Raw genomic sequence first — 25,417 nt, 5'->3', positions numbered from 1 at the left:
AGTGTATTTTGTATGGAAAAAAAGCGTGTTGTAATTACAGGATTAGGAGCAGTTACTCCTGTAGGGAATGATGTAGAAACTGCATGGAACAACATTAAGCAAGGTGTATCTGGAATTGGACGTATTACACGCTTAGATGCAGAGCAATTTCCGGCAAAAGTAGCAGCGGAAGTTAACGACTTTGAAGTCGAGAAATATATCGATAAGAAAGAAGCGCGTCGTATGGACCGCTTTACACAATATGCTGTTGCAGCTGCAAAAATGGCTGTAGAAGATGCGAAATTAGAGATTACAGAAGAGAATGCTCCGCGTATTGGAGTGTGGGTTGGATCTGGTATTGGCGGTATGGAAACATATGAAGAACAATTTAAAGTATATATGGAAAAGGGTGCACGCCGCGTGAGTCCATTTTTCGTACCGATGATGATTCCAGATATGGCAGCTGGTCAAGTATCGATTGCCACAGGTGCTAAAGGAATCAATACTTGTTCAGTAACAGCTTGTGCATCAGGAGCAAATTCAATCGGTGATGCATTTAAAGTAATTCAGCGCGGTGACGCGGATGCAATGATTACAGGCGGAGCAGAAGCACCGTTAACAAATATAGCATTTGCAGGGTTTAGTTCTGCTAAAGCATTAACATTTAATGAAGATCCGGCAACGGCTTGTCGTCCGTTTGATAAAAATCGCAGCGGTTTTGTTATGGGCGAAGGTGCTGGTATCCTTATATTAGAAGAGTTAGAGCATGCACTAGCACGCGGTGCTCATATTTACGCAGAAATTGCTGGTTATGGTGCAACAGGTGATGCATTCCATATTACACTTCCAGCTCCTGGCGGTGAAGGCGGTGTTCGTGCAATGCGTCAGGCATTAGCTGACGCTGGATTGCAGCCGGAAGACATCGATTATATTAATGCGCACGGTACAAGTACAGAAGCAAATGAAAAGTATGAAACGATGGCAATTAAAGAAGTGTTTGGTGAGCATGCATATAAAGTAGCAGTAAGCTCAACAAAATCAATGACAGGACATTTACTAGGTGCAGCTGGTGCAGTAGAAGCGATTATATCTGTTAAAACAATTACAGATGGTATTGTTCCGCCAACAATTAACTATGAAACACCAGATCCAGAGTGTGACTTAGATTGTGTGCCAAATAAAGCAAGACAACAAGAGGTACGTGCTGTATTAAGTAACTCATTAGGTTTCGGTGGCCATAACGCAGCATTAGTATTTAAAGCATATAAATAATAAAAAAAGAAAAAAGTGCAGATGAAAATCTGCACTTTTTTTTGCTTTCTTTCGCATAGATGCATATGTATGAAACAAAGGGGGGAGAGAGATGGGAGTGATTAAAACGGCAGAATGGATGCGCGAGTATTACTGGCAACCAGCAAAAATTTGTGAGAAGTTTACAAAATATATTCCGCTCCAAAAAGAATCTTTGTATCGCTTTCTTGTTTCAAAAGGAATGTTTCGCCCGGTAGTAGATGGAGAGGAAGAAATTGACATATTACAAAAAGAACGAGTATGGGAGCAATTAGCGGTAGAATATAAAGAATTGCAGCAATGGTTGAAAGGACCTAATATACCGGTATTTATTTTGTTATCAGATCCGTATAATCGCACTGTTCAGCGAGAATATAACGGAAAAGCAGGATTAGCAATGCGAAATGCTTTGTTTTTGTTTGTGAGTTCACAAAATTCGATTGCCGAGTTAAAGGCATTGCTTACCCATGAATATCACCACATATGTCGTATACATGAAAGTAAGGCGATAGAAGAACAGTATACTATTTTGGATACGATGGTTATGGAAGGATTAGCAGAGCAAGCTGTGTATGAAAGGCATGGGGATCGTTACTATGCTCCTTGGGTTTCTTATTATAGTAAAGAAGAAGCGATTAGATTTTGGAATCGGTTTATACAAGATAAGTGTGATGTGAAACGTGGGATGCGGGAGCACGATGTATTGTTACATGGATGGAGATTATATCCAAAGATGCTTGGGTACGCTGTCGGGTTTCATATTGTAAAAGATTGTGTAGAACATACGAAATGTAATTCAAATGCTTTACTAGAAATGGATGCTAAAACGATCTTAAAAGAAGCAGTTTCTTTTGAATCATAAGAATGATGTATGGACTTAGCTGTGGCTAAGTTTTTTTATTTTGTCTCGCTATTCGCGGACCCACCTCAAGATTCAAAGAGAAACGAGGAAGATAGGTGGGATGGTATTAATGTTTTTACTAATTATTAGTGGGAGAGATATTTACCGATGAAAGTTTTACCTTATGAGAATGAAAGATGAGAGACAATGAAGAAATTAATAATAAGAATATATTTCCTCCATTGGAATAAATTTTACGAAAGATGACCATAATGAGAGCTACAAACAGTTGTGAAGTGAGGGGTAAGCAATGTTATATCTGCATGATGTATGGGTAAATTGGTTTGAAGGTGAAGAAAACGGGTATAACGTCTGTCATTTCTATGAATGGCGGAAGGATGATACGATCGAATTGTTAGATCAAGTACCATTATTAAAAGTAGATTCCGCATTATATCATTACATCGAGAACGAATTGCTAGAGCTTCCGCCAAAACTATTGGAAGACGTACATCATAAGGCGTATATTCGAAAAAACCATGAACGACTGCAGCAAGAGTATTGTTTTGTTGTATCAGATGGAAAAGGAATTATTGCAATTGATACAATTGGATACAATATTCCAATACGCAAAAGCCGACTGATTCCAAGACAAGAGCAAATGGTGTATGAAATGGTAGAAAACGTACAGGCAGAAACATATGATTTTGAAGTGGAGGCATCACAAAAGGAACATCATATTTTATCACCTTCCCCGCATATGATGAATGGGCTAACACGGAAAGAAAGACAATTAAAACAACTGCTCTTTATGACGCTAGATCAACTACATACAACGAAGAACCCAGCGGAGATTCGCTATTGGTATACAGAATGGGATCCAGCAGCATATCCATCTGTGCAACACCTGACATTTGAAGAAGTATGGAACCGTTTATATGAAGAAGCAAAGTATGGCTGGTCAGATAAACATGAACAGCTTTGTGAACGACTTGTGAGAGGACAACCGTTCTTTGAAAAGCTGTGGGAAATGGAAAATGAGCAAAAGGTAAATTAAAGGGAATGATCCAAAAGGCACGTAAGGTGCCTTTTCGGATCATTCCCTTTTTTGTGTGTTCACAAAGATATCGGCGTTATTCGCGATATATCGGCGAAAGTGACACATTTATCGGTGTTATTTGTGATATATCGGCGCTTCGACAGAATATAAAGACCTCTCGACAATTTTTCTAGATGTCTAGCTCCAGCGGCTAGAATCTCCGGTCGTTTCGCCCCCTCGGTCGAAGTAAAGAACACTTCTTGGTCGGGGGCTCCAACGTCCTGCGATTCTGAACAAGCCGCCTCCGCATTTCTTCTTTATCTTCGTTTTCTGCTTAATCCCATTGCATTTTCGATTTTACGAAGCTGTTTCATTGCGACGCGGTTTGCTTTTTCAGCACCTTGATCAAGGATTTCATCTAATTCAGGAGAGTTAATAAGTTCATTATATTTGTCTTGAATTGGACGGATTGCTTCTACAACAACTTGTGCTAAGTCGCCTTTGAAGTCGCCGTATCCTTTTCCTTCGTACTCTGCTTCTAACTCTTCCACTGTTTTATCTGAGAAAGAAGAATAGATAGTTAATAAGTTTGAAATACCTGGTTTATTTTCTTTATCGAATTTTACGATGCCGTCTGAATCTGTTACAGCACTTTTAATTTTCTTTTCAATTGTTTTTGGATCGTCAAGTAAGCTAATCATAGATTTTGGATTTGGATCTGATTTGCTCATTTTTTTCGTAGGTTCTGTTAATGACATAACGCGTGCGCCTACTTTTGGAATGCGAATTTCTGGAATTGTAAACACTTCGCGATAACGATTGTTAAAACGCTCTGCTAAATCGCGTGTTAACTCAATATGTTGTTTTTGGTCATCTCCAACTGGAACAATTTCTGTATTGTATAGTAAAATGTCTGCTGCCATTAATGGTGGGTATGTTAATAAAGCAGCCGGAACAGATTCTCTTCCTTGTGACTTATCTTTATATTGTGTCATACGTTCTAATTCACCTACGTACGCAGTACATTGCATAATCCATCCGAGCTGACCGTGTGCCGGAACTTCTGATTGTACAAATAATGTAGATTTCTCTGGATCGATGCCGCATGCTAAGTATAATGCTGCTAGACTGCGAATATTTTTGCGAAGCTGTACTGGGTCTTGCGGTACAGTAATTGCATGTTGGTTTACAATGCAGAAATAGCAATCATGTTCATTTTGCAGTTCTGTAAACTGCTTCATTGCTCCTAAATAGTTACCAAGTGTAATTGTTCCGCTTGGCTGAATGCCTGAAAAAATAACTGACATATGTATGTCCTCCTTAAAAAGTTGTATGGTTTTCATCTTTCAATATTTCGGCCTACAGTTCCAATGCCTTGTAATTTTGAACGAGCCGCTTCCGCTTTTCTCGATGTCTAGCTCCAGCGGCTAGAATGGTCGGTGGCTTCGCGCCTTCGCTTTTCTCACACAAAAAAGCCCATTCATCCCTAAAAATAGGGACGAATGGACCGCGGTACCACCCTAATTATTTTGCTAACGCAAAATCTCTTTATCCATTGTAACGTTGGATGTAACGCCAAAGCCTACTCCTAAAGCGTTTCGGTTTGGTGCTCAAAAGCCCATTCCATACTGTACAATTACTTGTTTTCACCGACCACAAGCTCTCTGAAATTGCTTCAATATGTACTCTTCTTTCTCATCGCATGCATATAAATTTGTAAGCAAATATTTTTGCACTATTATAACACACAATGAGTAGTTTGCAAACTATATAAGAACAGTGAAGCTAATGATTGTTGACAGTGCTCCTAATATGATACCGGTAATAACGATAGGATATGTCCATGCAAAAGAATATGTGCGGTACAATACTTCTTTCGGATCGCGCTTTTCTTCGCCTTCAATTAAAGATTCAATTTTTTTATTTGATCGACCTAATTTTTTAAAAGCATACATTGTTACATTGAAAAAACCACGTTGAAATAGAAATAAAAATCCTCCGATAATAATAAAGATTAAAGCGATATAAAACATAATATTGACAAAATTCAACAAAAAGGAAGTAGAAGGAATAAAAGCACATGCACAAGAAATCGTGATTGTGATGCCTGTTAGTATACTAATGCGTGAAAAAAGCGTATTCAAATGCTGCACCTCCACAAAAAAATTACTAGAATTATTATACTATAAAAGTTATAATGAGTACTATAAAGAATTTTTAGAAAAATATACATAATTGCGTATTTTGTTGCAATTAGATAACTACAATGTTAAGTTCTGTCTTTACAAAAGATACAAAAAAAACATTTTAGTTTAAAAATTTTAACAAAAAAATAAAAAACTATATTCACAATCGCCTTATTATATGTATAATGAAAATTGTAGAAACTTGGAGATTATTCTCTCAATTCTGTATTTTTACATAGTGAGGGTTTACATAGTGAGGGCATAGGGGGTGCACTTAGGGGAGGCAATACAACATGATGAAGAAGCTGCTATTATTACTTGCATCGACATTAATAGTTAGCATGCTAGGCGCTTGCGGACAAAAAGAGAATAAGCAAGCGAAGGGAAAGCAACAAGTAATAACAATGGGAAGCAAGAGCTGAGTTTAACAGAAGTATCTGAAATTCCGACAATGGATGTGTTTTCGATATAATATTCTGAATCTTCCAACGTATTAGACGATACGATGGAAGAGCTATACCGAGTTGGAATGAACTTGAGAAAGTTTTAATTCAAGAGGATGCAGTTATTGCTCCTGTGTTCCAAAAGGGAACATCATATATGCAAAAAGGCGCTGTAAAAGATGTTGTCAAACATAATTATGGCGACAAGTTTTTTTACAAGTGGGCTTCTGTCCAACAATAATATACTTTATTCCATCGGTTACAACGGGTATATGCCTATGATGGGCATATGCTCTTATTTTAAATAAATAATAGTAAGAATATTTCAAACTATCTTATTGCTTTTGAGAAAATGGGGAGGTGCTAGTTATGGGACGTTATACATTGCAACGTTTCGCGTACATGGTTATTACATTATTTTTAATCACAACATTAACATTCTTTTTAATGAAATTATTGCCGGGTTCTCCGCTTAAAAACCAAGAGAAATTATCGCCAGCACAAAGGGAAATCATTTTAGAAAAGTATGGTTTAAATGATCCTCTACCAGTGCAATATGCACGTTACATGGAGAATTTAGTTAAAGGAGATTTAGGGGTATCATTCCAGTACGATAACCGTCCAGTAACAGATATGATTGTTGGTCGTATTGGTCCATCAGCACAATTAGGTTTTCAAGCGATTGTGTTAGGAACTCTTGTTGGATTATTACTGGGCATTGTTGCAGCTCTTCGTACGAATACGTGGGCTGATTACGGGGCAACATTCATTTCGGTACTCGGAATGTCTGTACCAGGATTCGTTTTTGCCGCATTATTACAATATTATGTAGCAGTACAAGCGGAATGGCTGCCGGTAGCATTTTGGAAAGGATTTGAATACACAATTCTACCGACGATTGCGTTATCTGTAGGTGTAACAGCTACAATTGCTCGTTTTGCACGTACAGAATTAATTGAGGTTATGCAGGCTGATTATATTTTAACAGCAAAAGCAAAAGGGCTTAGTAAAGGTGTAATCATTGTAAAACATGCGTTACGAAATGCTCTTATTCCGATTATTACAATTTTAGGTCCAATGGTTGCTAACTTGATGACAGGAACACTTGTTATTGAGCAAGTATTTGCTATACCAGGTTTAGGGGAACAGTTCGTTAAGTCTATTCAATTGAACGACTACACAGTTATTATGGGTACAACCCTTTTCTATAGTGCAATTTTCATTTTTGTTATATTTATTGTCGATATACTATATGGTGTAGTTGATCCTCGTATTCGTTTAACGGGAGGGAAAAAATAATGAAAGATATCCAAAAAATATCGCCAGATTTATTTCAGCCAGCAAATCGCAGCAATACTGATAATGAAGTCATTGCCCGACCGAGTATAAAATTTTGGGAAGATGTAAGAAGACGTCTATTTCAACATAAAGGTGCAGTTTTGGGGATAGTTATTCTAGTTCTAATTACTCTATTAGCGATTTTTGGTCCGATGATGAGTAAATATTCTTATAAAGATCAAGATTTAAACCGTGCGAAAATGCCACCGAGAATACCGGTGTTAGAGAATATTCATTGGCTGCCGTTTGATGGTGTGGATCAATACGGTGTAAACCAATATGAAAAACGAGATATTAAAGAATATTTCTGGTTTGGTACAGATGATCTTGGCCGCGACATTTGGACAAGAACGTGGGAAGGAACACGAGTATCTTTATATATCGCATTATTAGCAGCGGCAATTGATTTAGTCATCGGGGTTGCATATGGCGGTATTTCCGCATTCTACGGGGGCCGCGTTGATAACTTAATGCAACGTTTTGTTGAAATATTAAATGGTATTCCGTACTTAATTATCGTAATTTTAATGGTAATTATAATGGATCCTGGTATTTTATCGATTACATTTGCAATGGCTCTTACAGGATGGATCGGAATGTCACGTATTGTGCGTGGACAAGTATTAAAAATGAAAAATCAAGAGTATGTATTAGCATCACGTACACTTGGAGCAACAAATACACAATTAATTGTAAAACATTTAGTGCCAAACTTAATGGGTTCTATTATTATTATGACAATGTTCACAATTCCAAGCGCAGTGTTTGGGGAAGCTTTCTTAAGTTTCATCGGTCTTGGAATTCAACCGCCGTTAGCGTCATTAGGTTCTCTAGTAAGTGATGGGTATAAGTCAATTCAAACATATCCACATATGATGTTTATTCCAGCGGCTGTAATTAGTTTGTTAATTTTAGCATTTAACTTAGTAGCAGACGGTTTACGTGACGCGTTAGATCCGAAAATGCGTAAATAAGGAAGAAAGGAGACAGGATGATGAAAACATTGTTAGAAGTAAAAGATCTACACGTTTCTTTCGATACGCATGCTGGTGAAGTACAAGCGGTGCGCGGAGTTACTTTTGACTTAAAAAAAGGAGAGACGTTAGCGATTGTAGGGGAGTCTGGTTCTGGTAAATCCGTTACATCTAAAGCGTTGATGGACTTAATTCCAAAGCCGCCAGGGCGTATTAAAAACGGAGAAATTATTTTTGACGGTCGTGATTTAACGAAGTTAACAGAAAAAGAAATGCAGCAAATTCGCGGAAAAGAAATTGCAATGATTTTCCAAGATCCAATGACATCATTGAATCCAACGATGACAATCGGGAACCAAATTATGGAAGGTCTTATTAAGCATCAAGGAATGAGTAAAGCAGACGCTCGCAAAGTGGCGGTAGAGCTCCTTGATCTTGTTGGAATCCCAAATCCGGAAGCGCGCTTAAAACAGTATCCGCATCAATTTTCAGGCGGTATGAGACAACGTGTTGTTATTGCAATGGCGCTTGCTTGTAACCCGAAATTATTAATCGCCGATGAGCCGACGACTGCACTTGATGTAACAATTCAAGCGCAAATTTTAGAATTAATGAAAGACATTCAGCAAAAAACAGAAGCAGCTATCATCTTTATTACGCATGACTTGGGCGTTGTTGCGAATGTGGCGGATCGCGTGGCTGTTATGTATGCGGGGAAAGTTGTAGAAATTGGAACAGTTGATGAGATTTTCTATAATCCAAAACATCCGTATACATGGGGATTATTAGCTTCTATGCCAAGTTTAGACGGCGGAGAAGAGGAATTGTATGCAATTCCAGGAACGCCGCCAGACTTATTAAAGCCGCCAAAAGGCGATGCATTTGCAGCGCGTAATCCAAAGGCGTTAAAGATTGATTTTGAAATGGAACCACCTTTATTCAAAGTAAGTGATACGCATTATGCAGCGACGTGGCTACTTCATGAACAAGCTCCGAATGTGGAGCCGCCTGAAATTGTCCAAAGACGTATTCGACAAATGAAAGCGGGTGAACAGCATGACTAATAATCGTGAAAAATTGATTGAAGTAAAAAATGTAAAGCAATATTTTAATGTGAGCGGTGGAGTTGTAAAAGCAGTTGATGATGTTACGTTTGATATTTACCGCGGAGAAACATTCGGACTTGTAGGAGAGTCTGGTTCTGGTAAATCGACAACAGGAAGAACGATTATTCGTTTGTATGATGCAACAGGAGGAGAAGTATTATTTAATGGTGAAAATGTGCACGGTAAAAAATCACGTGCTGAATTGAAGAAATTTAACCGTAAAATGCAAATGATTTTCCAAGATCCGTATGCATCATTAAACCCGCGTATGAGCGTTGGGGACATTATTGCAGAAGGTATTGATATTCATGGTCTTGCAAAGGACAAAGAAGATCGTATGAAGCGTGTGTACGAATTACTTGAAACAGTTGGCCTAAACCGTGAGCATGCAAGTCGTTTCCCTCATGAATTCTCTGGCGGACAACGTCAACGTATTGGAATTGCGAGAGCGCTAGCAGTAGAGCCAGATTTTATTATCGCGGATGAGCCAATTTCAGCACTCGACGTGTCGATTCAAGCGCAAGTGGTTAACTTATTAAAAACATTGCAAAAAGAAAAAGGGCTAACATTTTTATTCATTGCGCACGATTTATCAATGGTAAAATATATTAGTGATCGCATCGGTGTAATGTATCATGGGAAAATTGTGGAGCTTGCAACGAGTGAAGAGTTATATCAGCATCCAATTCATTCGTATACAAAATCACTATTATCAGCAATTCCACTTCCAGATCCAGATTATGAGCGCAATCGTAAACGTATCGTGTATGATCCATCTCAGCATCAATATGGTAATGAAGAGCCAAAGATGCGAGAAATTCGCCCGGGGCATTTCGTTCTTTGCTCAGAAGCTGAATATAAGAAATATAAAGAAATTTATCAATAAGAGAAAACGAGCACATGAAAAATGTGCTCGTTTTTTCATTCCTTTAGTACCTTTTAACAAAATATATTATAAAAATCCTATAATTATATTCAGATAATTTAAATGAGTAGAAAAATAAGCATGAATATTGATACATAAATACGAGTGTGGTATAAAATATTAACTGAAAATTTTAATAAGATAGAAAAATAAGTATACAAAAAATCTATTTGTATGTATAATATGAATTGTTAGAACTTATTCACTTTTCGTACTTTTTGATGAAAGGGCTAACATTTTGGGGGAGGGTATAATACATGAAGAAAAAGGTGCCGATGCTACTTGCATCAACAGTAACAGTAAGTATGATTCTAGGAGCTTGCGGATATACAAAAGAAGACTCGCAAGCGAAAGCAAAAGGGGACACAAGCAGTGCAAAACAGGTAATTAACCTTGTTGAAACAGCTGAGATTCCAACGATGGATACAACATTAACAACAGATGCAGCATCTTCAAACGTAATGAACAATACAATGGAAGGGTTATATCGTCTTGGAAAAGATAATAAATTAGTTCCAGGTGTTGCCGAGTCGTATGAAAAAACAGCAGATGGAAAAAAATATACGTTTAAATTACGTAAAGATGCAAAATGGTCAAATGGTGACCCAGTAACTGCAAAAGATTTTGTGTATTCTTGGCAGCGAGCAGTAAATCCAGATACAGCTGCAAAATCTGCTTACATAATGTTTGATGTGAAGAATGCAGAGAAGATCAATATGAAACAATTGCCGCCAGAACAATTAGGTGTAAAAGCGGTTGATGATTATACATTAGAAGTAGAGTTAGATAATCCAGTTCCATATTTTGTAGATTTAACAGTGTATCCATTGTTCTATCCTCTTAATGAAAAATATGTGAAAGAACAAGGTGCGAAGTATGGATTAGAAGCAAATACAACATTGTATAATGGTCCATTTGTATTAAATGAATGGAAACATGAGCAAAGCTTCCAATTAAAGAAAAATCCATCTTATTGGGATAACAAAACAGTAAAATTAGAGGAAGTAAACTTTAATATCGTAAAGGATACAGCAACAGCGGTAAATTTATATGAAACAAAAGCAATTGACCGCGTTTATTTATCAGCAGAATTTGTAGATAAATATAAAGGAGGAAAAGATTTTAAAACGACAAGCGATCCAACAGTATATTTCTTGCGTTTAAATGAAAAAAATCCTGTTTTAGCAAACAAAAATATTCGTAAAGCAATTTCCATGGGCTTTGAGCGCGAAGCAATGGTAAATACGCTGTTGAATAATGGTTCAAAAGGAGCATATGGTTTAGTTCCAGCTGATTTTACTAAGGGGCCGGACGGAAAGGATTTCCGTAAAGAGAATGGAAAGCTTGTAAAAACTGATGTGAAAGAAGCGAAAAAGTATTGGGAAGCTGGTAAAAAAGAACTTGGAAAAGATACAATTGAACTTGAATTGTTAAATACTGATACAGAATTAGCAAAGAAAACGAGTGAGTATCTAAAAGGTGAGCTCGAAAAGAACCTGCCAGGCTTAAAAGTGAATATTAAAACACAACCTTTTGCACAAATGCTTAAATTAGAAAATAGCAGTCAGTTTGATATGTCATTTAGCGGTTGGGGACCAGACTTCCCAGATCCAATGACATTCCTTGATATGTTTGTGACAAACGGTACACAAAATAAAATGGGTTACTCAAACCCTAAGTATGATGAAATCATTACAAAAGGTAAAAAAGATGGATCAGATTTACAAGCTCGTTGGAATAATTTATTGAGTGCAGAGAAAATGCTATTTGACGATGCAGTCATTGCACCGATATACCAACGTGGAAGAGCGTATTTACAGCGTGAAACAGTACAGGATATTTACATCAATAAATATGGTCCGGAGTTAAGCTTTAAATGGGCTTCTGTAAGTGAGTAAAATGAATTTTTGATCCTAGAGGGTGCTTCGTCATTCCTTACGGATTATTAGTTGAATCAACGGGAACTTTAATACTTGTTAGTTTAGAATAAAATGATGAGCATAAAAATGAAGCAGGATTCCAATCCTGCTTCATTTTTTAATACGTATGTTTTTTATAAATTCCTTTACCACCAACTTGATTCCAACCGGCTTGCACTTCAGAGGATTTATCTACGAATTTCATTTTGTCTTTACCGCCAAACAATTTTTCTCCAATCCCATTTGTGATAATTCCGACTGTTGCGGTAATCCCAATGACTAATGCTGCAACGATTGCGAAATCAAGAAAAAATGCCCCCATATATAAGCCTCCTTTGTATATGTATATATGTATTGTATGTGAAAAAAGATAGAAAAGAAAGAATTGTCTGAAAAGATATGTATGTTTTTATAAATTAGTACGTTGTTTGCTTTTTTGTTAGTATTGTTCCTTTTAGTTACTTCAAAAAGAAGTTTAAATTTCTTTTATACTTTTTACTCGTAAAGTGGATGAGAAAAATGTTGTGAAATTGGATGGACCTTTTGAAAAAAATATCCCTTATTATAGAAGGGAAAGGTAGTATTCTTTAAGTATATTGGTTATGTTCTTAAGCATAGAATGTGTCTTTTATCCCGCATTAACGGGCAGTAAGACCCCCACCTCAAGATTGAGAGAGAAACGAGGAAGATAGGTGGGGGATAACTGCCCGTAAAAGCCCGATTGGTTCAACTAACCATCAGTGGGGGATGAAAAAAACCCCCACTGATGGAAGTTTCACTTTATATTTATATTCCATATAGTTACTAGGGAATGATCCCTTAGTATAGACAAATGTCCTCATCTAGAAAATGTAAAATTTTTCGGAAATCTATTTATTAAGTTTTCTGTTCAAATAGACTGATTTTAGAGAGGTGAAAACCAATGAAATTTGCATTTTTATTAGTCATTATTATTATAATTGTATCACTCCTGGGTACGGTATTAGTTGCAAGAAATACGGAGGAGAATTATGGTAACTCTACGAAGCAGAATGTGACTAATTTGTCTGTTATTTATATTGTACTTCTTTTAAGTCTTCTCATAGGAGTTACATGGTATGCGATTGTCATCTTGTAGTCTTACTGCTCGCGAATAGCGGGATAAAGGTTAGCGAATTCCTTTATCCCGCATTAACGGGCAGTAAGACCCACCTCAAGATTCAGAGGAAATCGAAGAAGATAGGTGGGGGATAACTGCCCGTAAAAGCCCGATTGGTTCAACTAACCATCAGTGGGGGATGAAAAAACCCCTCACTGATGGAAGTTTCACTTTATATTTTGGCGGTGGTTTCGCAGGTAATCTTAATTATTAAATACAATCTCAGATTAGCCGTTGTCGAAGATATGATTCAAGAGTGGAATCAATAGAAGAATCGAAATCAAAAAATATTATTTTAGAACGTAACGGAGATGATAAAATATGACGACCTGGTTTATACTTTCGTTGATTCTTATGTTTTCTATTAAATTAATAGTGACGAGTCTTCCAACCTCTGTTGTGGAATCGTTTGCCCAAAAATTTGAATTGCATCCAAAACTTAATGATGCGAATGTCACCGTAACGATCGACGGAAAATGCTTGGAAGGTGAAGACAAAATTCAAGTTATTAATCATTTTAACGAAGCGTTATTTTTAGAGAAATATTATTTTCCTCCAAATAGCAGTGGGACGCCATTAATCATTGATACTAAAAGAGGCAAAAACGATGTTAGGTTTTCTGTGTATAGTTACGACGATCACGTTGATGTAGTCAAACAGTACAAGAAGAAAGTAGTCGCGTATAGTCTGCGTTCCAATGGCCTTCAAAAACGTTCTATGTTAATAACAGGGAAAATGGATGAAATGACAGCTGAAGCACTATAAGCATTTGTAAAGCTCCCATCTAAAATAGAAAGAAAAGGATTCCTAAAATATAGGGAATCCTTTTTTGTTTTTGTTAATATGTGGATTTTTTAGGTAAGTGGATGATTAAAATATCATGGAAGTGGATGGTTATTTTTTTAAGATGTTTGTTTATTATAAGAAGGGTAGTACTGTTAAATTTATTTTAATTATTCATGTCATTAAAGTTATAAATAAAGAAATGATGATAAGGATGAAACGAAATGGAATGGAAACCTGATCGTGCGAATAAGAAGCCTGTCTACAAACAAATTGCAGACTATATTGAATATGGGATTTCTTCGGGAGAATTTTCACCAAATAGTATGTTACCTTCGGAACGTACTTTAGCAAAAGAGTTGCAAGTTAATCGCAGTACGATAGTATCTGCATATCAGGAGCTGCAGTCGCTCGGGGTAGTAGAGCGAAAAAAAGGAAGCGGAACGCGTGTAAGTACAGATATATGGGGAATATCACATAAACGCATCCCGAACTGGGGCCGATATGTAGAGGATGGTTCATTTCTTCCCAATTTGCCACTAGTTCAGCGAATTCGTACGGAAACTCAAAAGACGGATTTAATTAATTTAGCTGGTGGAGAATTGTCGTCGGATTTGTTTCCAACGGATCAATTTCGTACCATTCTCTCAGAGCAAACATTTACAGGACATTTAGGTTATGATCATCCACAAGGCAATGAGATATTGAGGGAAACAATTTCTTGGCATGTTGATAACTATAAAAATATAGATGCTGATCCTTCCTCTATTCTTATTACATCAGGTGCTCAACAAGCACTACATCTTATTGTTCAATGCTTGCTTAAGCCGGGGGATGCTGTTGCTATTGAAGATCCATCTTATTGTTTTTCCCTTCCAGTATTCCAATCTGCTGGGTTAAAAACATTTCATTTACCTATGGATCAACATGGCATTAATCCAGATGATATTATAGATTTACACAAAAAACATAGATTACGAATGATATTTTTAAATCCCGATCATCATAATCCTACAGGAAGTGTTCTTTCATTGGCACGTCGTAAAAAGATTCTAGAATTGTCGTCCGATTTTGGTATACCTATTGTAGAAGATGATCCTTATAGCTTAACTTCTTTCAATGGAAAAGTTAATCCAACCTTAAAATCCATGGATTACAATGGAAATGTTTTATATATTAGTTCATTATCGAAAATTGTAGCATCAGGATTACGAATTGGATGGGTTATTGGACCTTCGCAAGTCATTCAACGTCTGGCGGATGGGAAGCAGCAAGTGGATTTTGGACATAGTGTATTCCCTCAATGGGTGGCAAATCAATTTTTGAGATCGGAATATTTTAATGCGCATATTTGTATGCTTCGAAAACAACTCAAACAGAGAATGGATCAAATGACCTTAAGTCTTGATAAATTTTTAGGTAAACAAGTTGAATTTCTTGTTCCAGAAGGTGGAATCCATTTATGGTGTAAGATACCGAATTCAATTAATGAATATCATTTATTGGAAGAATCTATACGAAAGGGTATAGTCTTTGTTCCAGGGAGTATTTTTGGTTCGGAAAAAGGGTATGTGCGTTTCACTTTTGGAAGAGGAGACACAAACCTCATTCGTGAAGGTATTACAAGATTCGCGGAGGCTTTAAATAGCATTAAATAATCATGCATATTGAAAGTAAAAACGAAGGATTTATCTGAATCTTGAGGTGGAGAGGTTTACTACCCGCGAATAGCGGAATAGATAGAAATGATTCATGTGAAGTTCATGAATCATTTTTCTTTTCGATAAAAATTAAAAATGTTAACTGCTTTATGTAATGGACAACTAATCGATTGATTATAAGCTGCTGATTCTCCATCCGAGTCTCTAAAATGGATAGGGAATCAAAGAAAAATTAGATAAATAAAGAGGTGGATGCTAAAAATGTGTTCTCAATTTAATACGCCATTGTTTACTGCACTTGTAGAACATGCAGAAAAAGAACCGATTCAATTCCATATTCCAGGTCATAAAAAAGGAAAAGGTATGGATCCTGAATTTAGAGAGTTTATTGGTGAAAATGCACTTGCGATAGATTTAATCAACATCGCTCCCTTAGATGATTTACATCAGCCAAAAGGAATCATCAAACAAGCGCAAGATCTGGCAGCTACAGCATTTGGCGCTGATCATACCTTCTTTTCTGTTCAAGGGACGAGCGGTGTGATTATGACAATGGTGATGAGTGTTTGCGGACCTGGTGATAAAATTCTTGTACCGCGTAATGTACACAAATCCATTATGAGCGGGATTATCTTCTCAGGTGCAATACCTATTTTCATCCATCCGGAGGTTGATCCGAATCTCGGTATTTCACACGGCATTACACCTGAATCCGTAGAAAAAGCGTTAGTACAGTATCCAGATGCCAAAGCAGTGCTTGTGATTAACCCTACCTATTTTGGGATCTCTGGCGACTTGAAAAAAATTGTGGACATCGCTCATGAACGTAATATTCCGGTTTTAGTAGACGAAGCACATGGGGCTCACATTCATTTTCACGATGAGCTGCCTCTTTCTGCTATGCAGGCAGGTGCTGATATGGCAGCAACAAGTGTGCATAAACTAGGGAGTTCACTGACACAAAGTTCCATTTTAAATGTGCAAGGAAGTCGTGTTTCACCGAAGCATGTACAAACGATTTTAAGTATGTTAACGACGACATCCACTTCTTATATCTTGCTTGCTTCTTTGGATGTGGCAAGAAAACGATTAGCGATTGAGGGACAAGCTTTATTGGAACGTACGATTCGTTTAGCAGAACAAACCCGTGCCGAAATCAATGAGATTGACTATTTGTATTGCGCTGGTCGTGAAATTTTAGGAACGAACGCTGCGGTTGCTATGGATCCAACAAAACTTTTGATTTCGGTAAAAGAGCTTGGCATTACTGGATATGATGTAGAAAAATGGCTCCGTGAAAAATTTAATATTGAAGTCGAGCTTTCGGACCTATACAACATTCTTTGTATCATTACACCTGGTGATACCGAAGAAGACCTAGCAATACTTGTACATGCATTGAAAGAACTGTCGGCTACATTTCAAGATCAGGCTGATCTCAAGATAAATGCTTCTGTGTTATTGCCGGACATCCCGGTGCTAGCGTTAACACCGCGCGATGCCTTTTATGCCGAAACGGAAATGATCCCATTTGAAGAATCGGTTGGAAGAATCATCGCTGAATTTGTCATGGTGTATCCACCAGGCATTCCTATTTTCATTCCTGGCGAGATTATTACGGAAGAAAACCTCATATATACAAGAAAGAATAAAGAAGCAGGTCTTCCTGTACAAGGTGCCGGGGATTATGAGATGAAATCGTTACGTGTCATAAAAGAACATCGTCCTATAAAATAAGTGTGAGCGGCATTGTCCTATCTATAATAATTACACAAGGGGATTTTTAATGAAGTCAATGCAGGTTGGAGACGTCCTAGTAAAGTACTAAGACGTCTTTTTGTTTCTTAGAATGTGAAATTCAAGTATAGTGCCTATGTAAATATGTATGTAGACAGAAGGAATGTAGTTTGATAAAATAAAAAAGAACAAATGTTCCTGTCAGCTGAATACGCATATTTTTCTTACAAAATACACATCTTATACATAACTTTTATGTATATTATGAAGAAAATTTACTGTATATTTCTTTCTTGTTCTATTGTATAATGATTATAGAAGTTACTTATTTAAAGTAATTGTTTTTTTAGAAAGGTTTGCTTACAAGTTTTGAAGTTCTTTATTTTTAGACAAGTAGTCATGAGCGATACAAAATTTGTTTGAACATAATTATGAAAATGTGAAATAGTACAGAATTTGTACTCTTTTAAGGAGAGTGAGTAATGTATGGTAACACTATATAGTTCTCCAAGTTGTACGTCTTGTAGAAAAGCGAAATTATGGTTAGAGGAAAACCATATTCCTTATACAGAACGTAATATTTTCTCTGATCCATTATCGATTGAGGAAATTAAAGAGATTTTACGTATGACAGAAAGTGGAACAGATGAAATTATTTCAACTCGTTCTAAAGTTTTTCAGGAATTGAATATTAATTTAGAATCTTTACCTCTTCAAGATTTATATAAGCTTATTCGTGATTACCCAGGTATTCTTCGTCGTCCTATTATGATTGATGAAAAACGCCTACAAGTTGGTTATAACGAAGATGAAATTCGCCGCTTTTTACCGCGTACAGTGAGAACATTTCAATTACGCGAAGCGCAGCGTCTTGTAAATTAATATAATATGAAAAGGAGCTGATTCCCAATTCTGCTTTAGCGGAATGTGGGCCATTAGCTTCTTTTTTTGTACGAATAAAACATGTCATATTTTGCTAAAAGGAGATAACATTTACATAATTCTTGTTATCGGAAGCTATGCTTCCAGTCTTTTTTCTAAAAAATGTTGGCGGAATCCTTTTGGGTGATCCTCAATGAGACCAAATTCTTTATAGCCGTGTTTTTTGTAAAATTCAGGAGCTTGGAAACTGAAAGTATCAAGTATAATAAGTCTACATTTCTTCTCTTTTGCAACCTCTTCCATTTTATGTAGTAACTTAGTTCCGCATCCTTTATGGCGTAATTGATTATCTACCCATAGATAATCAATATGCATGTGACGCCAAAAGATGGTTCCTGTTATACCACCTATTATGTTTCCTTCTTCGTCTCTTACCACAAGGCTTACATTCTCAGAAGGAGATTTTACTTCATCTGGTAGTTGAGAAGTATTATATTCTATAACCCTCTGTCTAATGTAATTACTATCTTCTTGGTTCCATTGTTGGATTATTTGCATGAAAATTCCCCTTTTTCTGATTTTTATTTCAAACGTCATATCATGCTAAATTAGCTTGGTTGTCCAATTATATAGATTCGCATAGAGAAGTCTTATTTCCTATGTATATTCTATTCATGTGAAATTTATCGGCAAATTGGCAAGAAAACCCCACCTTCAAAACGTATAGGACATAGCCCAGTTTAAGGTAGGGATGAATTGCCGTCGCATCCGTAAAAATATTTTCACACCAATACGAATGTATGTTCCTTTTTGGTGTTTTGTAGTATCATGAAAGAAAGAAGGAGGTGAAAATTATGACGAAAGAAAAAGAATATGCAGCCTATCAAATTTGGATCAAGAAAGGTCATAAGTTATACTCTTACTTCCTAGAAATGTGTCAAAACGCAAAAAATCTCTACAATACAACAAACTTCTACATTCGCCAAGTGTATACGGCCTTACGTACTGATCAACCATTACAGCCGCTTCAACAAGAAGTTCTCCATACATTACAAGAACATATTGAAGTCATGAATGAAAATCAACTTCATGCGTATCAAAAGCGCGTGCAAAAACAGAAAGAAAAGCCGGCAGAAGAACGGAAAGAAATCAAGTGTAATCTGTTTACGTTACCGACAAAAGAGAAATCATTCCTATCCTATAACTTTCTAGATTGTTTGTTTAAAACAATGAAGCAACAAGACTATATAAACCTACCATCACAAGTGAATCAAGCAGTTATGAGAAAGCTTTACCAAAACTGGGATTCATTTTTTGATTCCATGAAAAAATACAAAAAACACCCTTTCACTTTTACTGGCAGACCTCGCATTCCCAACTATATCAAATCATCTATGAGAGAAGTTGTATTCACGAATCAAGTATGTAAACTCCAAGATAAGTATATTCGTTTTCCAAAAACAAGCATAAAATTAAATATTGGTAAATTGTTTGGACGGATTGGCAATCTCAAAGAGGTACGTGTTTCTCCTGCTTATGGGAAGTTTAAGGTGGAAATTGTGACAGAACAATCTGAGCCAGCACCTGATCATGTAGACAATAATCGCTACATGAGTATTGATTTAGGGATCAATAACATTGCAACTATCACAACGAATACAGGGGCCACTCCTGTGTTAGCAAAGGGCAATGTCATCAAAAGTATTAATCAATACTACAACAAGAAAAAGGCTTATTTACTGGGTATTCTTCGTCATGGAAAAGAACCAAAAGAAGGACCACACACATCCAAACGTTTAGAGAGGCTTCATGAAAAACGGTTTCTGAAAATAAAGGATCTCTTTCACAAAATGAGTTATCATATTGTCAATTTTGCAGTTCAACATGAGATTTCTATGATTGTGATTGGAAAAAATACATCATGGAAACAAAACAGTGAGATGGGGAAACAACAGAATCAATCCTTTTGCCATATCCCGCATAATATACTCATTGAAATGATCACCTATAAGGCAAAACGAAAAGGTATTACTGTACAAGTCGTGGAAGAATCGTATACAAGCAAGACATCCTTTCTAGACAATGACGCAATTCCCACTTACGGTGAGGAAGATATTCCTGAGTTCAGTGGGAAACGTATCAAACGTGACTTGTATCGCACGAAAGAGAACAAACTACTGAACGCAGATGTGAATGGTTCCTATAACATCTTAAAAAAAGCAGTTCCAAAGGTATTTGCCGATGGAATAGAAGGGTTGTGCCATCAGGCAGCTGTGTCAACTCCACTCGTGTTAAGCATCCCTTGAAGGTGATACACGAGAAACCCCCACTTCAAGATCCGAAGGAGATAAGTGGCGGGAGTTTTCATAACAGGACACCAGGTGTCTGAGTAGTTGAACTTCATGTATTTCGCAGCTTTACTTGGTTTACAAAAATTCCAACGAGTAACACTGTAATCGTGAAGAGAACGGGAATACTTGCTGTGAAAAATGGATTCTTCTCGAAAAATGATGTGAAAAATTTTTCATGTGTTACCATATTACCCGCTGTATAAGCTAAGATAGCAGCACCAATATAAACGAGAAGAGGAAATCTTTCCATGCATAATAAAATGAGTTTACTTCCCCAAATGATAATAGGAATGGAAATGAGTAATCCGATAATAACTAATGTAATATTTCCATGTGCAGCCCCGGCGATTGCAAGTACATTATCAAACCCCATAACAAGGTCTGCGAAAACGATTGTTCGTACGGCTTGAAATAAGGTCGTCTTTGCCTTAATACTAGAAAGATCATGATTGTTATCTGTGAGCAGATTGATTGCGATGAGAGTAAGTAAAATCCCGCCAGTTAATTGTAAAAAAGGAATGTCAAGCAAATAAACGGCAAGTACTGTGAGGAAGATACGTAGTATGATGGCTAAACCAGTTCCTAAAATAATCGCTTTATTTCGCTCTGTTTCTGGTAAATTGCGACTTGCGAGTGCGATGACAATCGCGTTGTCACCGCCTAGTACAATGTCGATACCAACGATTATAAGGATGGATGAGAGAAAGTCTAAATCCATTCAGTTTGCCTCCGTTTGTTTTGTCCTAATAGACAGAAACACTGTCTATTAGGATCGGATTTGTTTTAGTTAGAATCACTATGTAAGAAAAGGATTGTAATTAATATGAACGGTAAATGTATTGTAAATTAGAGAAGAAGGAATGTCTTTTTTAGTTTGTTTCGTTTACATCATATGCAGGAAAAAAGAATATAGGACAATCATTTACATGAATAACATGTCCAATATCTTTCTTGAAATATGGAGGAGTCATTATTTCGTTAAGGAGAGTACTTTATCAAATAAAAAATTAGGTAAATAACTGTTTTTTTTTAAAATATGGTGATTTTATTTCCATTCTGGAGCATCTTATCATAAAATGAGAGTACAAGATTCTAACTTTTTTTGTAATATGATTGGGGAATCCCTTCATAACCATTCCAAATAGGAAGGGAGAGGTGTATTTTGGATATTGAAAGAGTTAATGATCATACGATGAAATTTTATATCTCGTACATTGATATAGAAGACCGCGGATTTAACCGTGAAGAGATTTGGTATAACCGCGACAAAAGTGAACAACTATTTTGGGAAATGATGGATGAAGTCCGTGACCATGACGACTTTTTTATTGATGGACCGCTTTGGATTCAAGTTCAAGCACTTGAAAAAGGAATTGAAGTACTTGTGACGAAAGCGCAGCTTTCGAAAGACGGGCAAAAATTAGAATTACCAATTGGCCTCGATAAAATTATCGATATTCCCCTTGATGAGCGAATTGAATCGTTATTTGAACAGGAAATAGAAGAAGAAACCGGAGCAATTTTTAATGAAGATGGTATATTCGGTTTTTTAATTAAATTCGACGATTTTGAGCATGTTATTTCATTAAGTCATCGACTTATATTTGAAGAGATAAAAGATGAATTATATTCATTTGAAGACCGCTATTATGTATATGTCGAATTTGATGAGGTAGTGCACGATGAAGAGGAGATTGACCGTATTTTAAGTGTGATATTAGAATATGGAGAAGAATCCGCTTTAACGATTCATCGCGTTCGTGAATACGGAAAGCCAATTGTTTCTGAAAATGCACTTGAAACAATCCGTAATCATTTTTCTCCTGGAATGTAGGCCGATTTCTTTACACTGAAATCGGCTTTTTAAATGTGGATATACTAAAAGGGATTGTATGTAAGGGGGGCGGATATGAAAAATATATTGAAGCTATTTTTCTTTTTGATTGGTTTATTCGTTGTGTTTATTTCGTTACGTCTATTTATTGATGTAACATTTTATTCAGATGTGATTGGGATTAAAGATATTTCATTTTTGGGAATTTTAAGTACATTATTTACGATATCAGCATTTCTAATTGGATCTGTGATTTTTTTAGAAAATCGTAATCCCTCGAAAACATTAACTTGGTTAATTGTGCTTGGGATTTTTCCGGTAATAGGTTTTTTTGCATATCTTTTATTTGGACAAAATTTTCGGAGAAAACGAATGTTTCAAAAGAAGGCGCTTTTAGACGAGCAGGCGTTTTTGCAGTATAAAGGGCATGAGTATTATCATGACCGTATATTGAAAAAACATGAACATCAAGAATTATTGTTTCGACTAGCAGATCGTCTTGGGGCATTAAATATTTCTTTTCATACGGAAACGAAAGTATTAACAAATGGGGAAGAGACATTTCAAGCAATTTTAGATGGGTTGAAAAAGGCCAAGCATCATATTCATATGGAATATTACATTGTGCGTGATGATAAAATTGGTACAAAAATTAAAGACATTCTCATCCAAAAAGCAAAAGAAGGCGTGGCAGTTCGATTTTTATACGATGCAGTAGGGAGTTTTAAACTGTCAAAAACATATATTGAGGAATTAAATAATGCAGGTGTTGAGATGGTACCGTTTTTTCCTGTCCGCGTTCCCATTTTAAATGACAAAATTAACTATCGAAATCACCGGAAAATTATTGTCATTGATGGAAATGAAGGCTTCGTTGGCGGTTTAAACATTGGAGATGAATATTTAGGAGAAAATAAATATTTTGGATTTTGGCGAGATACTCATCTATATTTACGAGGCGAAGCAGTGCAAAGTTTGCAACTTATCTTTTTACAAGATTGGTTTTATATGACAGGCGAAGCGGTATTAACATCAGACTATTTACAGGTCGATATCGTAGAGGGAGATGGACAGGGGGGCGTGCAGCTCGTTGCGGGCGGACCTGATAGTAAATGGGAAACGATTAAGCATTTATATTTTGCGATGATTGCTTCAGCAAGGAAATCAATTTGGATTGCAACGCCATATTTTATTCCAGATGATGATATTTTATCAGCATTAAAAGTAGCGGCCTTAGCAGGTATTGACGTTCGCTTGTTAATGCCGAGCAAACCGGATAAGAAGACTGTATTTTATGCGTCTCGTTCTTATTTTCCAGAATTATTAGAGGCAGGCGTAAAAATATATGAATATGAAAAAGGTTTTTTACACAGCAAGGTTGTGATTGTTGATTCTGATTTGGCATCAATTGGAACAGCAAATATGGATATGAGAAGTTTTCATTTGAATTTTGAGGTGAATGCCTTTTTATATGATACAAGCAGTATTCGCAAGCTTGTGGCAGATTTTGAAGAAGATTTGCAGGTATCAAATGAAATTTATGTTGATCGCTTTAAGAACCGCCGCCTTGTGATGCGGATTGTGGAATCGACATATCGGTTATTGTCTCCTTTACTCTAAAGACTCATGGAAATGAGTCTTTTTTCATTACAGCAGGAATTCGCTCGTCATTGTAGAATAGTCCATACGGAAGAAAGGGAGTGATTTGATGTTTGTTGCAAAGAGAGAAAATGGGGAAGAAATTCATCTTCTTCATGGATGGAAGGAAAAACAGCTCACTATGCTACGGAAGAATGAGCGCTTTTTCTGTCCCATTTGTCACTTAGAAGTACAGCTGAAATTGGGAAAACAAAAACAGTGGCATTTCGCTCATAAAAAATCACATAGCTGTAAAATCGAGCTTGAAAATGAATCGGCGTACCACTTACGGGGGAAAGAGCAGTTATATAGATGGCTGCAGTCACAAGTTTGTTCTATCAAAATCGAGCATTATTTGGCCACAATTCAGCAGCGACCGGACTTGTTTGTAACAATTGGTAATCGACAAATCGCTATTGAATATCAATGTTCAACTTTATCAGCAGAGCAGCTGTTAAAACGAACGAAAGGGTATTGGAAAGAAGGAATTCAAATATTATGGATTTTGGGAGGGAATCAGTTAAAACGTCATGCAACATATTGGATGTCGCTTTCTTCTTTTCACTCCTGCTGTGTGCAATATCATTCAAGCCCTTATCTCCTTTATTTTTGTCCTGATGCAAAAGCTTTTTTTAAATGCAATCTTCTTTTACCTTTTTCCTCGTCTATCGTTTTTTCACATGCAATTTATTTTCCGCTTCATACGACTACATTAACAACTCTTCTTACAACATCACCTATATCAATCCAATGTTTAGAAAAAGAGTGGATGAATAAAAAACAGCGCCTCCGGGCAAATGGTATTCATATGTGGAATCGGAGTGAGCGCTCCTTTTTAGAGCTTCTTTATCATCATCATATATCCCCATCTTGTTTTCCTGCTGAAATTGGTGTTCCTTTACCATCGCTTCTGGCATTTCGTACTCATTCTTTCATATGGCAAGCTTACATTTTAATTGAGCTATTAGGCAAATTTACGGTAGGAGAATATTTTTCATTGCATACCATTTTTCAGTATGTTGAGAGGCACAGAGCGATTCATAGACGGTTACTACCGTATTTTCCACAAGCATTTTGGCAACAAGCAGTGAGAGAATATATGCGGTTTTTATGTCTAATTGGGAATATTGAGGAAGTTGACGTTTACAAATATCGAAAAGTACGATGTTTTTTTGTGCCAAAAACAGAAAAAGAGATACAGAAGTTTGATCGCTTATTTTTAACAGAAGCTCTTATGCTTGTGGAAGCAAAGTATAACATGAGTAAAGAGAAAACGGATATAATAAAAAAGTACCCGGAAGGAATTACATAAGAAGAATCGAATTGTACTAGGAGATATGAATAAGGAGGGTT

23 protein-coding genes, 1 pseudogene and 1 other annotated feature are annotated in these 25,417 nt (G+C 36.5%); of the genes and pseudogenes, 19 read left to right on the top strand and 5 right to left on the bottom strand.

Translation table 11 applies throughout. The features are described 5' to 3' along the window. The first annotated feature begins 12 nt into the window (after positions 1 to 12). The 3 genes from fabF to LRP84_RS10245 all read left to right on the top strand — a co-directional run bounded on the left by fabF (position 13) and on the right by LRP84_RS10245 (position 3,167). Positions 13 to 1,251 (top strand): beta-ketoacyl-ACP synthase II, encoded by a 1,239-nt coding sequence (fabF, locus tag LRP84_RS10255; RefSeq protein ID WP_230574989.1) that lies wholly within the window; start codon positions 13 to 15, stop codon positions 1,249 to 1,251. Between the two features lie 91 nt (positions 1,252 to 1,342). Then, positions 1,343 to 2,131 (top strand): DUF2268 domain-containing putative Zn-dependent protease, encoded by a 789-nt coding sequence (locus LRP84_RS10250; protein WP_230574988.1) that lies wholly within the window; start codon positions 1,343 to 1,345, stop codon positions 2,129 to 2,131. A gap of 289 nt (positions 2,132 to 2,420) precedes the next feature. After that, complete coding sequence (locus LRP84_RS10245) at positions 2,421 to 3,167, top strand: YjbA family protein (RefSeq protein WP_098306176.1); 747 nt, start codon at positions 2,421 to 2,423, stop codon at positions 3,165 to 3,167. Positions 3,168 to 3,466: 299 nt separating this feature from the next. Here the strand turns inward: LRP84_RS10245 and trpS are convergent, their stop codons facing one another. Together trpS and LRP84_RS10235 are read right to left on the bottom strand one after the other, a co-directional pair. Further along, the gene (gene trpS, locus LRP84_RS10240) at positions 3,467 to 4,456 is read right to left on the bottom strand and encodes a tryptophan--tRNA ligase (RefSeq protein WP_230574987.1); all 990 of its coding nucleotides are present in this window, start codon (positions 4,454 to 4,456) and stop codon (positions 3,467 to 3,469) included. A gap of 184 nt (positions 4,457 to 4,640) precedes the next feature. Then, positions 4,641 to 4,857 (bottom strand) — a binding site (T-box leader). A 58-nt stretch (positions 4,858 to 4,915) separates the two neighbouring features. Next, entirely contained in the window at positions 4,916 to 5,182 is a 267-nt protein-coding gene (locus tag LRP84_RS10235) for a DUF3899 domain-containing protein (protein ID WP_230575076.1), read from the bottom strand. A 233-nt stretch (positions 5,183 to 5,415) separates the two neighbouring features. On the opposite strand from LRP84_RS10235, the pseudogene LRP84_RS22665 reads away from it, so the two are divergent. From LRP84_RS22665 to LRP84_RS10210, 7 genes and pseudogenes are all read left to right on the top strand, one after another. Next, positions 5,416 to 5,632, top strand: a pseudogene (locus LRP84_RS22665) (hypothetical protein). Next, positions 5,629 to 5,757 carry a hypothetical protein gene (locus LRP84_RS22445; RefSeq protein ID WP_302850585.1) on the top strand — a complete coding sequence of 43 codons (129 nt, stop codon included), beginning with the start codon at positions 5,629 to 5,631 and terminating at the stop codon, positions 5,755 to 5,757. The pseudogene LRP84_RS22665 and the gene LRP84_RS22445 overlap by 4 nt, the downstream one beginning before the upstream one ends. 390 nt (positions 5,758 to 6,147) lie before the next feature. Then, the gene (gene opp3b / locus LRP84_RS10230) at positions 6,148 to 7,077 is read left to right on the top strand and encodes an oligopeptide ABC transporter permease (protein WP_230574986.1); all 930 of its coding nucleotides are present in this window, start codon (positions 6,148 to 6,150) and stop codon (positions 7,075 to 7,077) included. After that, positions 7,074 to 8,090 carry an oligopeptide ABC transporter permease gene (opp3C, locus tag LRP84_RS10225; RefSeq protein WP_230575075.1) on the top strand — a complete coding sequence of 339 codons (1,017 nt, stop codon included), beginning with the start codon at positions 7,074 to 7,076 and terminating at the stop codon, positions 8,088 to 8,090. Before opp3b ends, opp3C begins: the two co-directional genes overlap by 4 nt. 20 nt (positions 8,091 to 8,110) lie before the next feature. Continuing rightward, complete coding sequence (locus LRP84_RS10220; RefSeq protein WP_230574985.1) at positions 8,111 to 9,154, top strand: ABC transporter ATP-binding protein; 1,044 nt, start codon at positions 8,111 to 8,113, stop codon at positions 9,152 to 9,154. Then, the gene (locus tag LRP84_RS10215) at positions 9,147 to 10,082 is read left to right on the top strand and encodes an ABC transporter ATP-binding protein (protein WP_230574984.1); all 936 of its coding nucleotides are present in this window, start codon (positions 9,147 to 9,149) and stop codon (positions 10,080 to 10,082) included. The genes LRP84_RS10220 and LRP84_RS10215 overlap by 8 nt, the downstream gene beginning before the upstream one ends. A gap of 296 nt (positions 10,083 to 10,378) precedes the next feature. Continuing rightward, a complete protein-coding gene (locus tag LRP84_RS10210) occupies positions 10,379 to 12,019 on the top strand; it encodes a peptide ABC transporter substrate-binding protein (protein WP_230574983.1) in 1,641 nt (546 codons plus the stop codon). Between the two features lie 139 nt (positions 12,020 to 12,158). Here the strand turns inward: LRP84_RS10210 and LRP84_RS10205 are convergent, their stop codons facing one another. Beyond that, the gene (locus LRP84_RS10205; protein ID WP_230574982.1) at positions 12,159 to 12,362 is read right to left on the bottom strand and encodes a hypothetical protein; all 204 of its coding nucleotides are present in this window, start codon (positions 12,360 to 12,362) and stop codon (positions 12,159 to 12,161) included. A gap of 600 nt (positions 12,363 to 12,962) precedes the next feature. Here LRP84_RS10205 and LRP84_RS10200 point away from each other — a divergent pair. The 5 genes from LRP84_RS10200 (at position 12,963) to spx (ending at position 18,241) form a co-directional block, all read left to right on the top strand. Beyond that, positions 12,963 to 13,157: a hypothetical protein gene (locus LRP84_RS10200; RefSeq protein WP_230574981.1), complete on the top strand. Its 195-nt coding sequence runs from the start codon at positions 12,963 to 12,965 to the stop codon at positions 13,155 to 13,157. 342 nt (positions 13,158 to 13,499) lie between these two features. Then, complete coding sequence (locus LRP84_RS10195) at positions 13,500 to 13,943, top strand: YfmQ family protein (protein ID WP_230574980.1); 444 nt, start codon at positions 13,500 to 13,502, stop codon at positions 13,941 to 13,943. 242 nt (positions 13,944 to 14,185) lie between these two features. Next, on the top strand, positions 14,186 to 15,619 hold the full coding sequence (pdxR, locus tag LRP84_RS10190) for a MocR-like pyridoxine biosynthesis transcription factor PdxR (RefSeq protein WP_230574979.1): 1,434 nt from the start codon (positions 14,186 to 14,188) through the stop codon (positions 15,617 to 15,619). 264 nt (positions 15,620 to 15,883) lie between these two features. Then, entirely contained in the window at positions 15,884 to 17,359 is a 1,476-nt protein-coding gene (locus LRP84_RS10185) for an aminotransferase class I/II-fold pyridoxal phosphate-dependent enzyme (protein WP_302850584.1), read from the top strand. Positions 17,360 to 17,845: 486 nt separating this feature from the next. Then, positions 17,846 to 18,241, top strand: coding sequence for a transcriptional regulator Spx (spx, locus tag LRP84_RS10180; protein ID WP_230574977.1), 396 nt, complete (start codon positions 17,846 to 17,848; stop codon positions 18,239 to 18,241). Positions 18,242 to 18,376: 135 nt separating this feature from the next. On the opposite strand, the gene LRP84_RS10175 is transcribed toward spx, so the two are convergent. Beyond that, the gene (locus LRP84_RS10175; RefSeq protein ID WP_230574976.1) at positions 18,377 to 18,799 is read right to left on the bottom strand and encodes a GNAT family N-acetyltransferase; all 423 of its coding nucleotides are present in this window, start codon (positions 18,797 to 18,799) and stop codon (positions 18,377 to 18,379) included. Between the two features lie 296 nt (positions 18,800 to 19,095). Here LRP84_RS10175 and LRP84_RS10170 point away from each other — a divergent pair, with 296 nt between their 5' ends. Beyond that, positions 19,096 to 20,547: an RNA-guided endonuclease InsQ/TnpB family protein gene (locus tag LRP84_RS10170; RefSeq protein WP_230574975.1), complete on the top strand. Its 1,452-nt coding sequence runs from the start codon at positions 19,096 to 19,098 to the stop codon at positions 20,545 to 20,547. A gap of 94 nt (positions 20,548 to 20,641) precedes the next feature. Here LRP84_RS10170 and LRP84_RS10165 read toward each other — a convergent pair whose 3' ends face one another. After that, positions 20,642 to 21,310, bottom strand: coding sequence for a TerC family protein (locus LRP84_RS10165; RefSeq protein ID WP_230574974.1), 669 nt, complete (start codon positions 21,308 to 21,310; stop codon positions 20,642 to 20,644). Positions 21,311 to 21,754: 444 nt separating this feature from the next. Between LRP84_RS10165 and mecA the strand changes: the two genes are divergently transcribed. The 3 genes from mecA (at position 21,755) to LRP84_RS10150 (ending at position 25,376) form a co-directional block, all read left to right on the top strand. After that, the gene (gene mecA, locus LRP84_RS10160; RefSeq protein WP_230574973.1) at positions 21,755 to 22,426 is read left to right on the top strand and encodes an adaptor protein MecA; all 672 of its coding nucleotides are present in this window, start codon (positions 21,755 to 21,757) and stop codon (positions 22,424 to 22,426) included. A gap of 75 nt (positions 22,427 to 22,501) precedes the next feature. Further along, entirely contained in the window at positions 22,502 to 24,046 is a 1,545-nt protein-coding gene (gene cls / locus LRP84_RS10155; protein WP_230574972.1) for a cardiolipin synthase, read from the top strand. A gap of 88 nt (positions 24,047 to 24,134) precedes the next feature. After that, a complete protein-coding gene (locus LRP84_RS10150; RefSeq protein ID WP_230574971.1) occupies positions 24,135 to 25,376 on the top strand; it encodes a competence protein CoiA in 1,242 nt (413 codons plus the stop codon). Positions 25,377 to 25,417 lie beyond the last annotated feature (41 nt).

Source organism: Bacillus rhizoplanae, assembly GCF_917563915.1.
Lineage (GTDB): Bacteria > Bacillota > Bacilli > Bacillales > Bacillaceae_G > Bacillus_A > Bacillus_A rhizoplanae.
The sequence above is the reverse complement of the archived record's forward strand: the minus strand, read 5'-3'. Positions and strand labels throughout refer to the sequence as shown.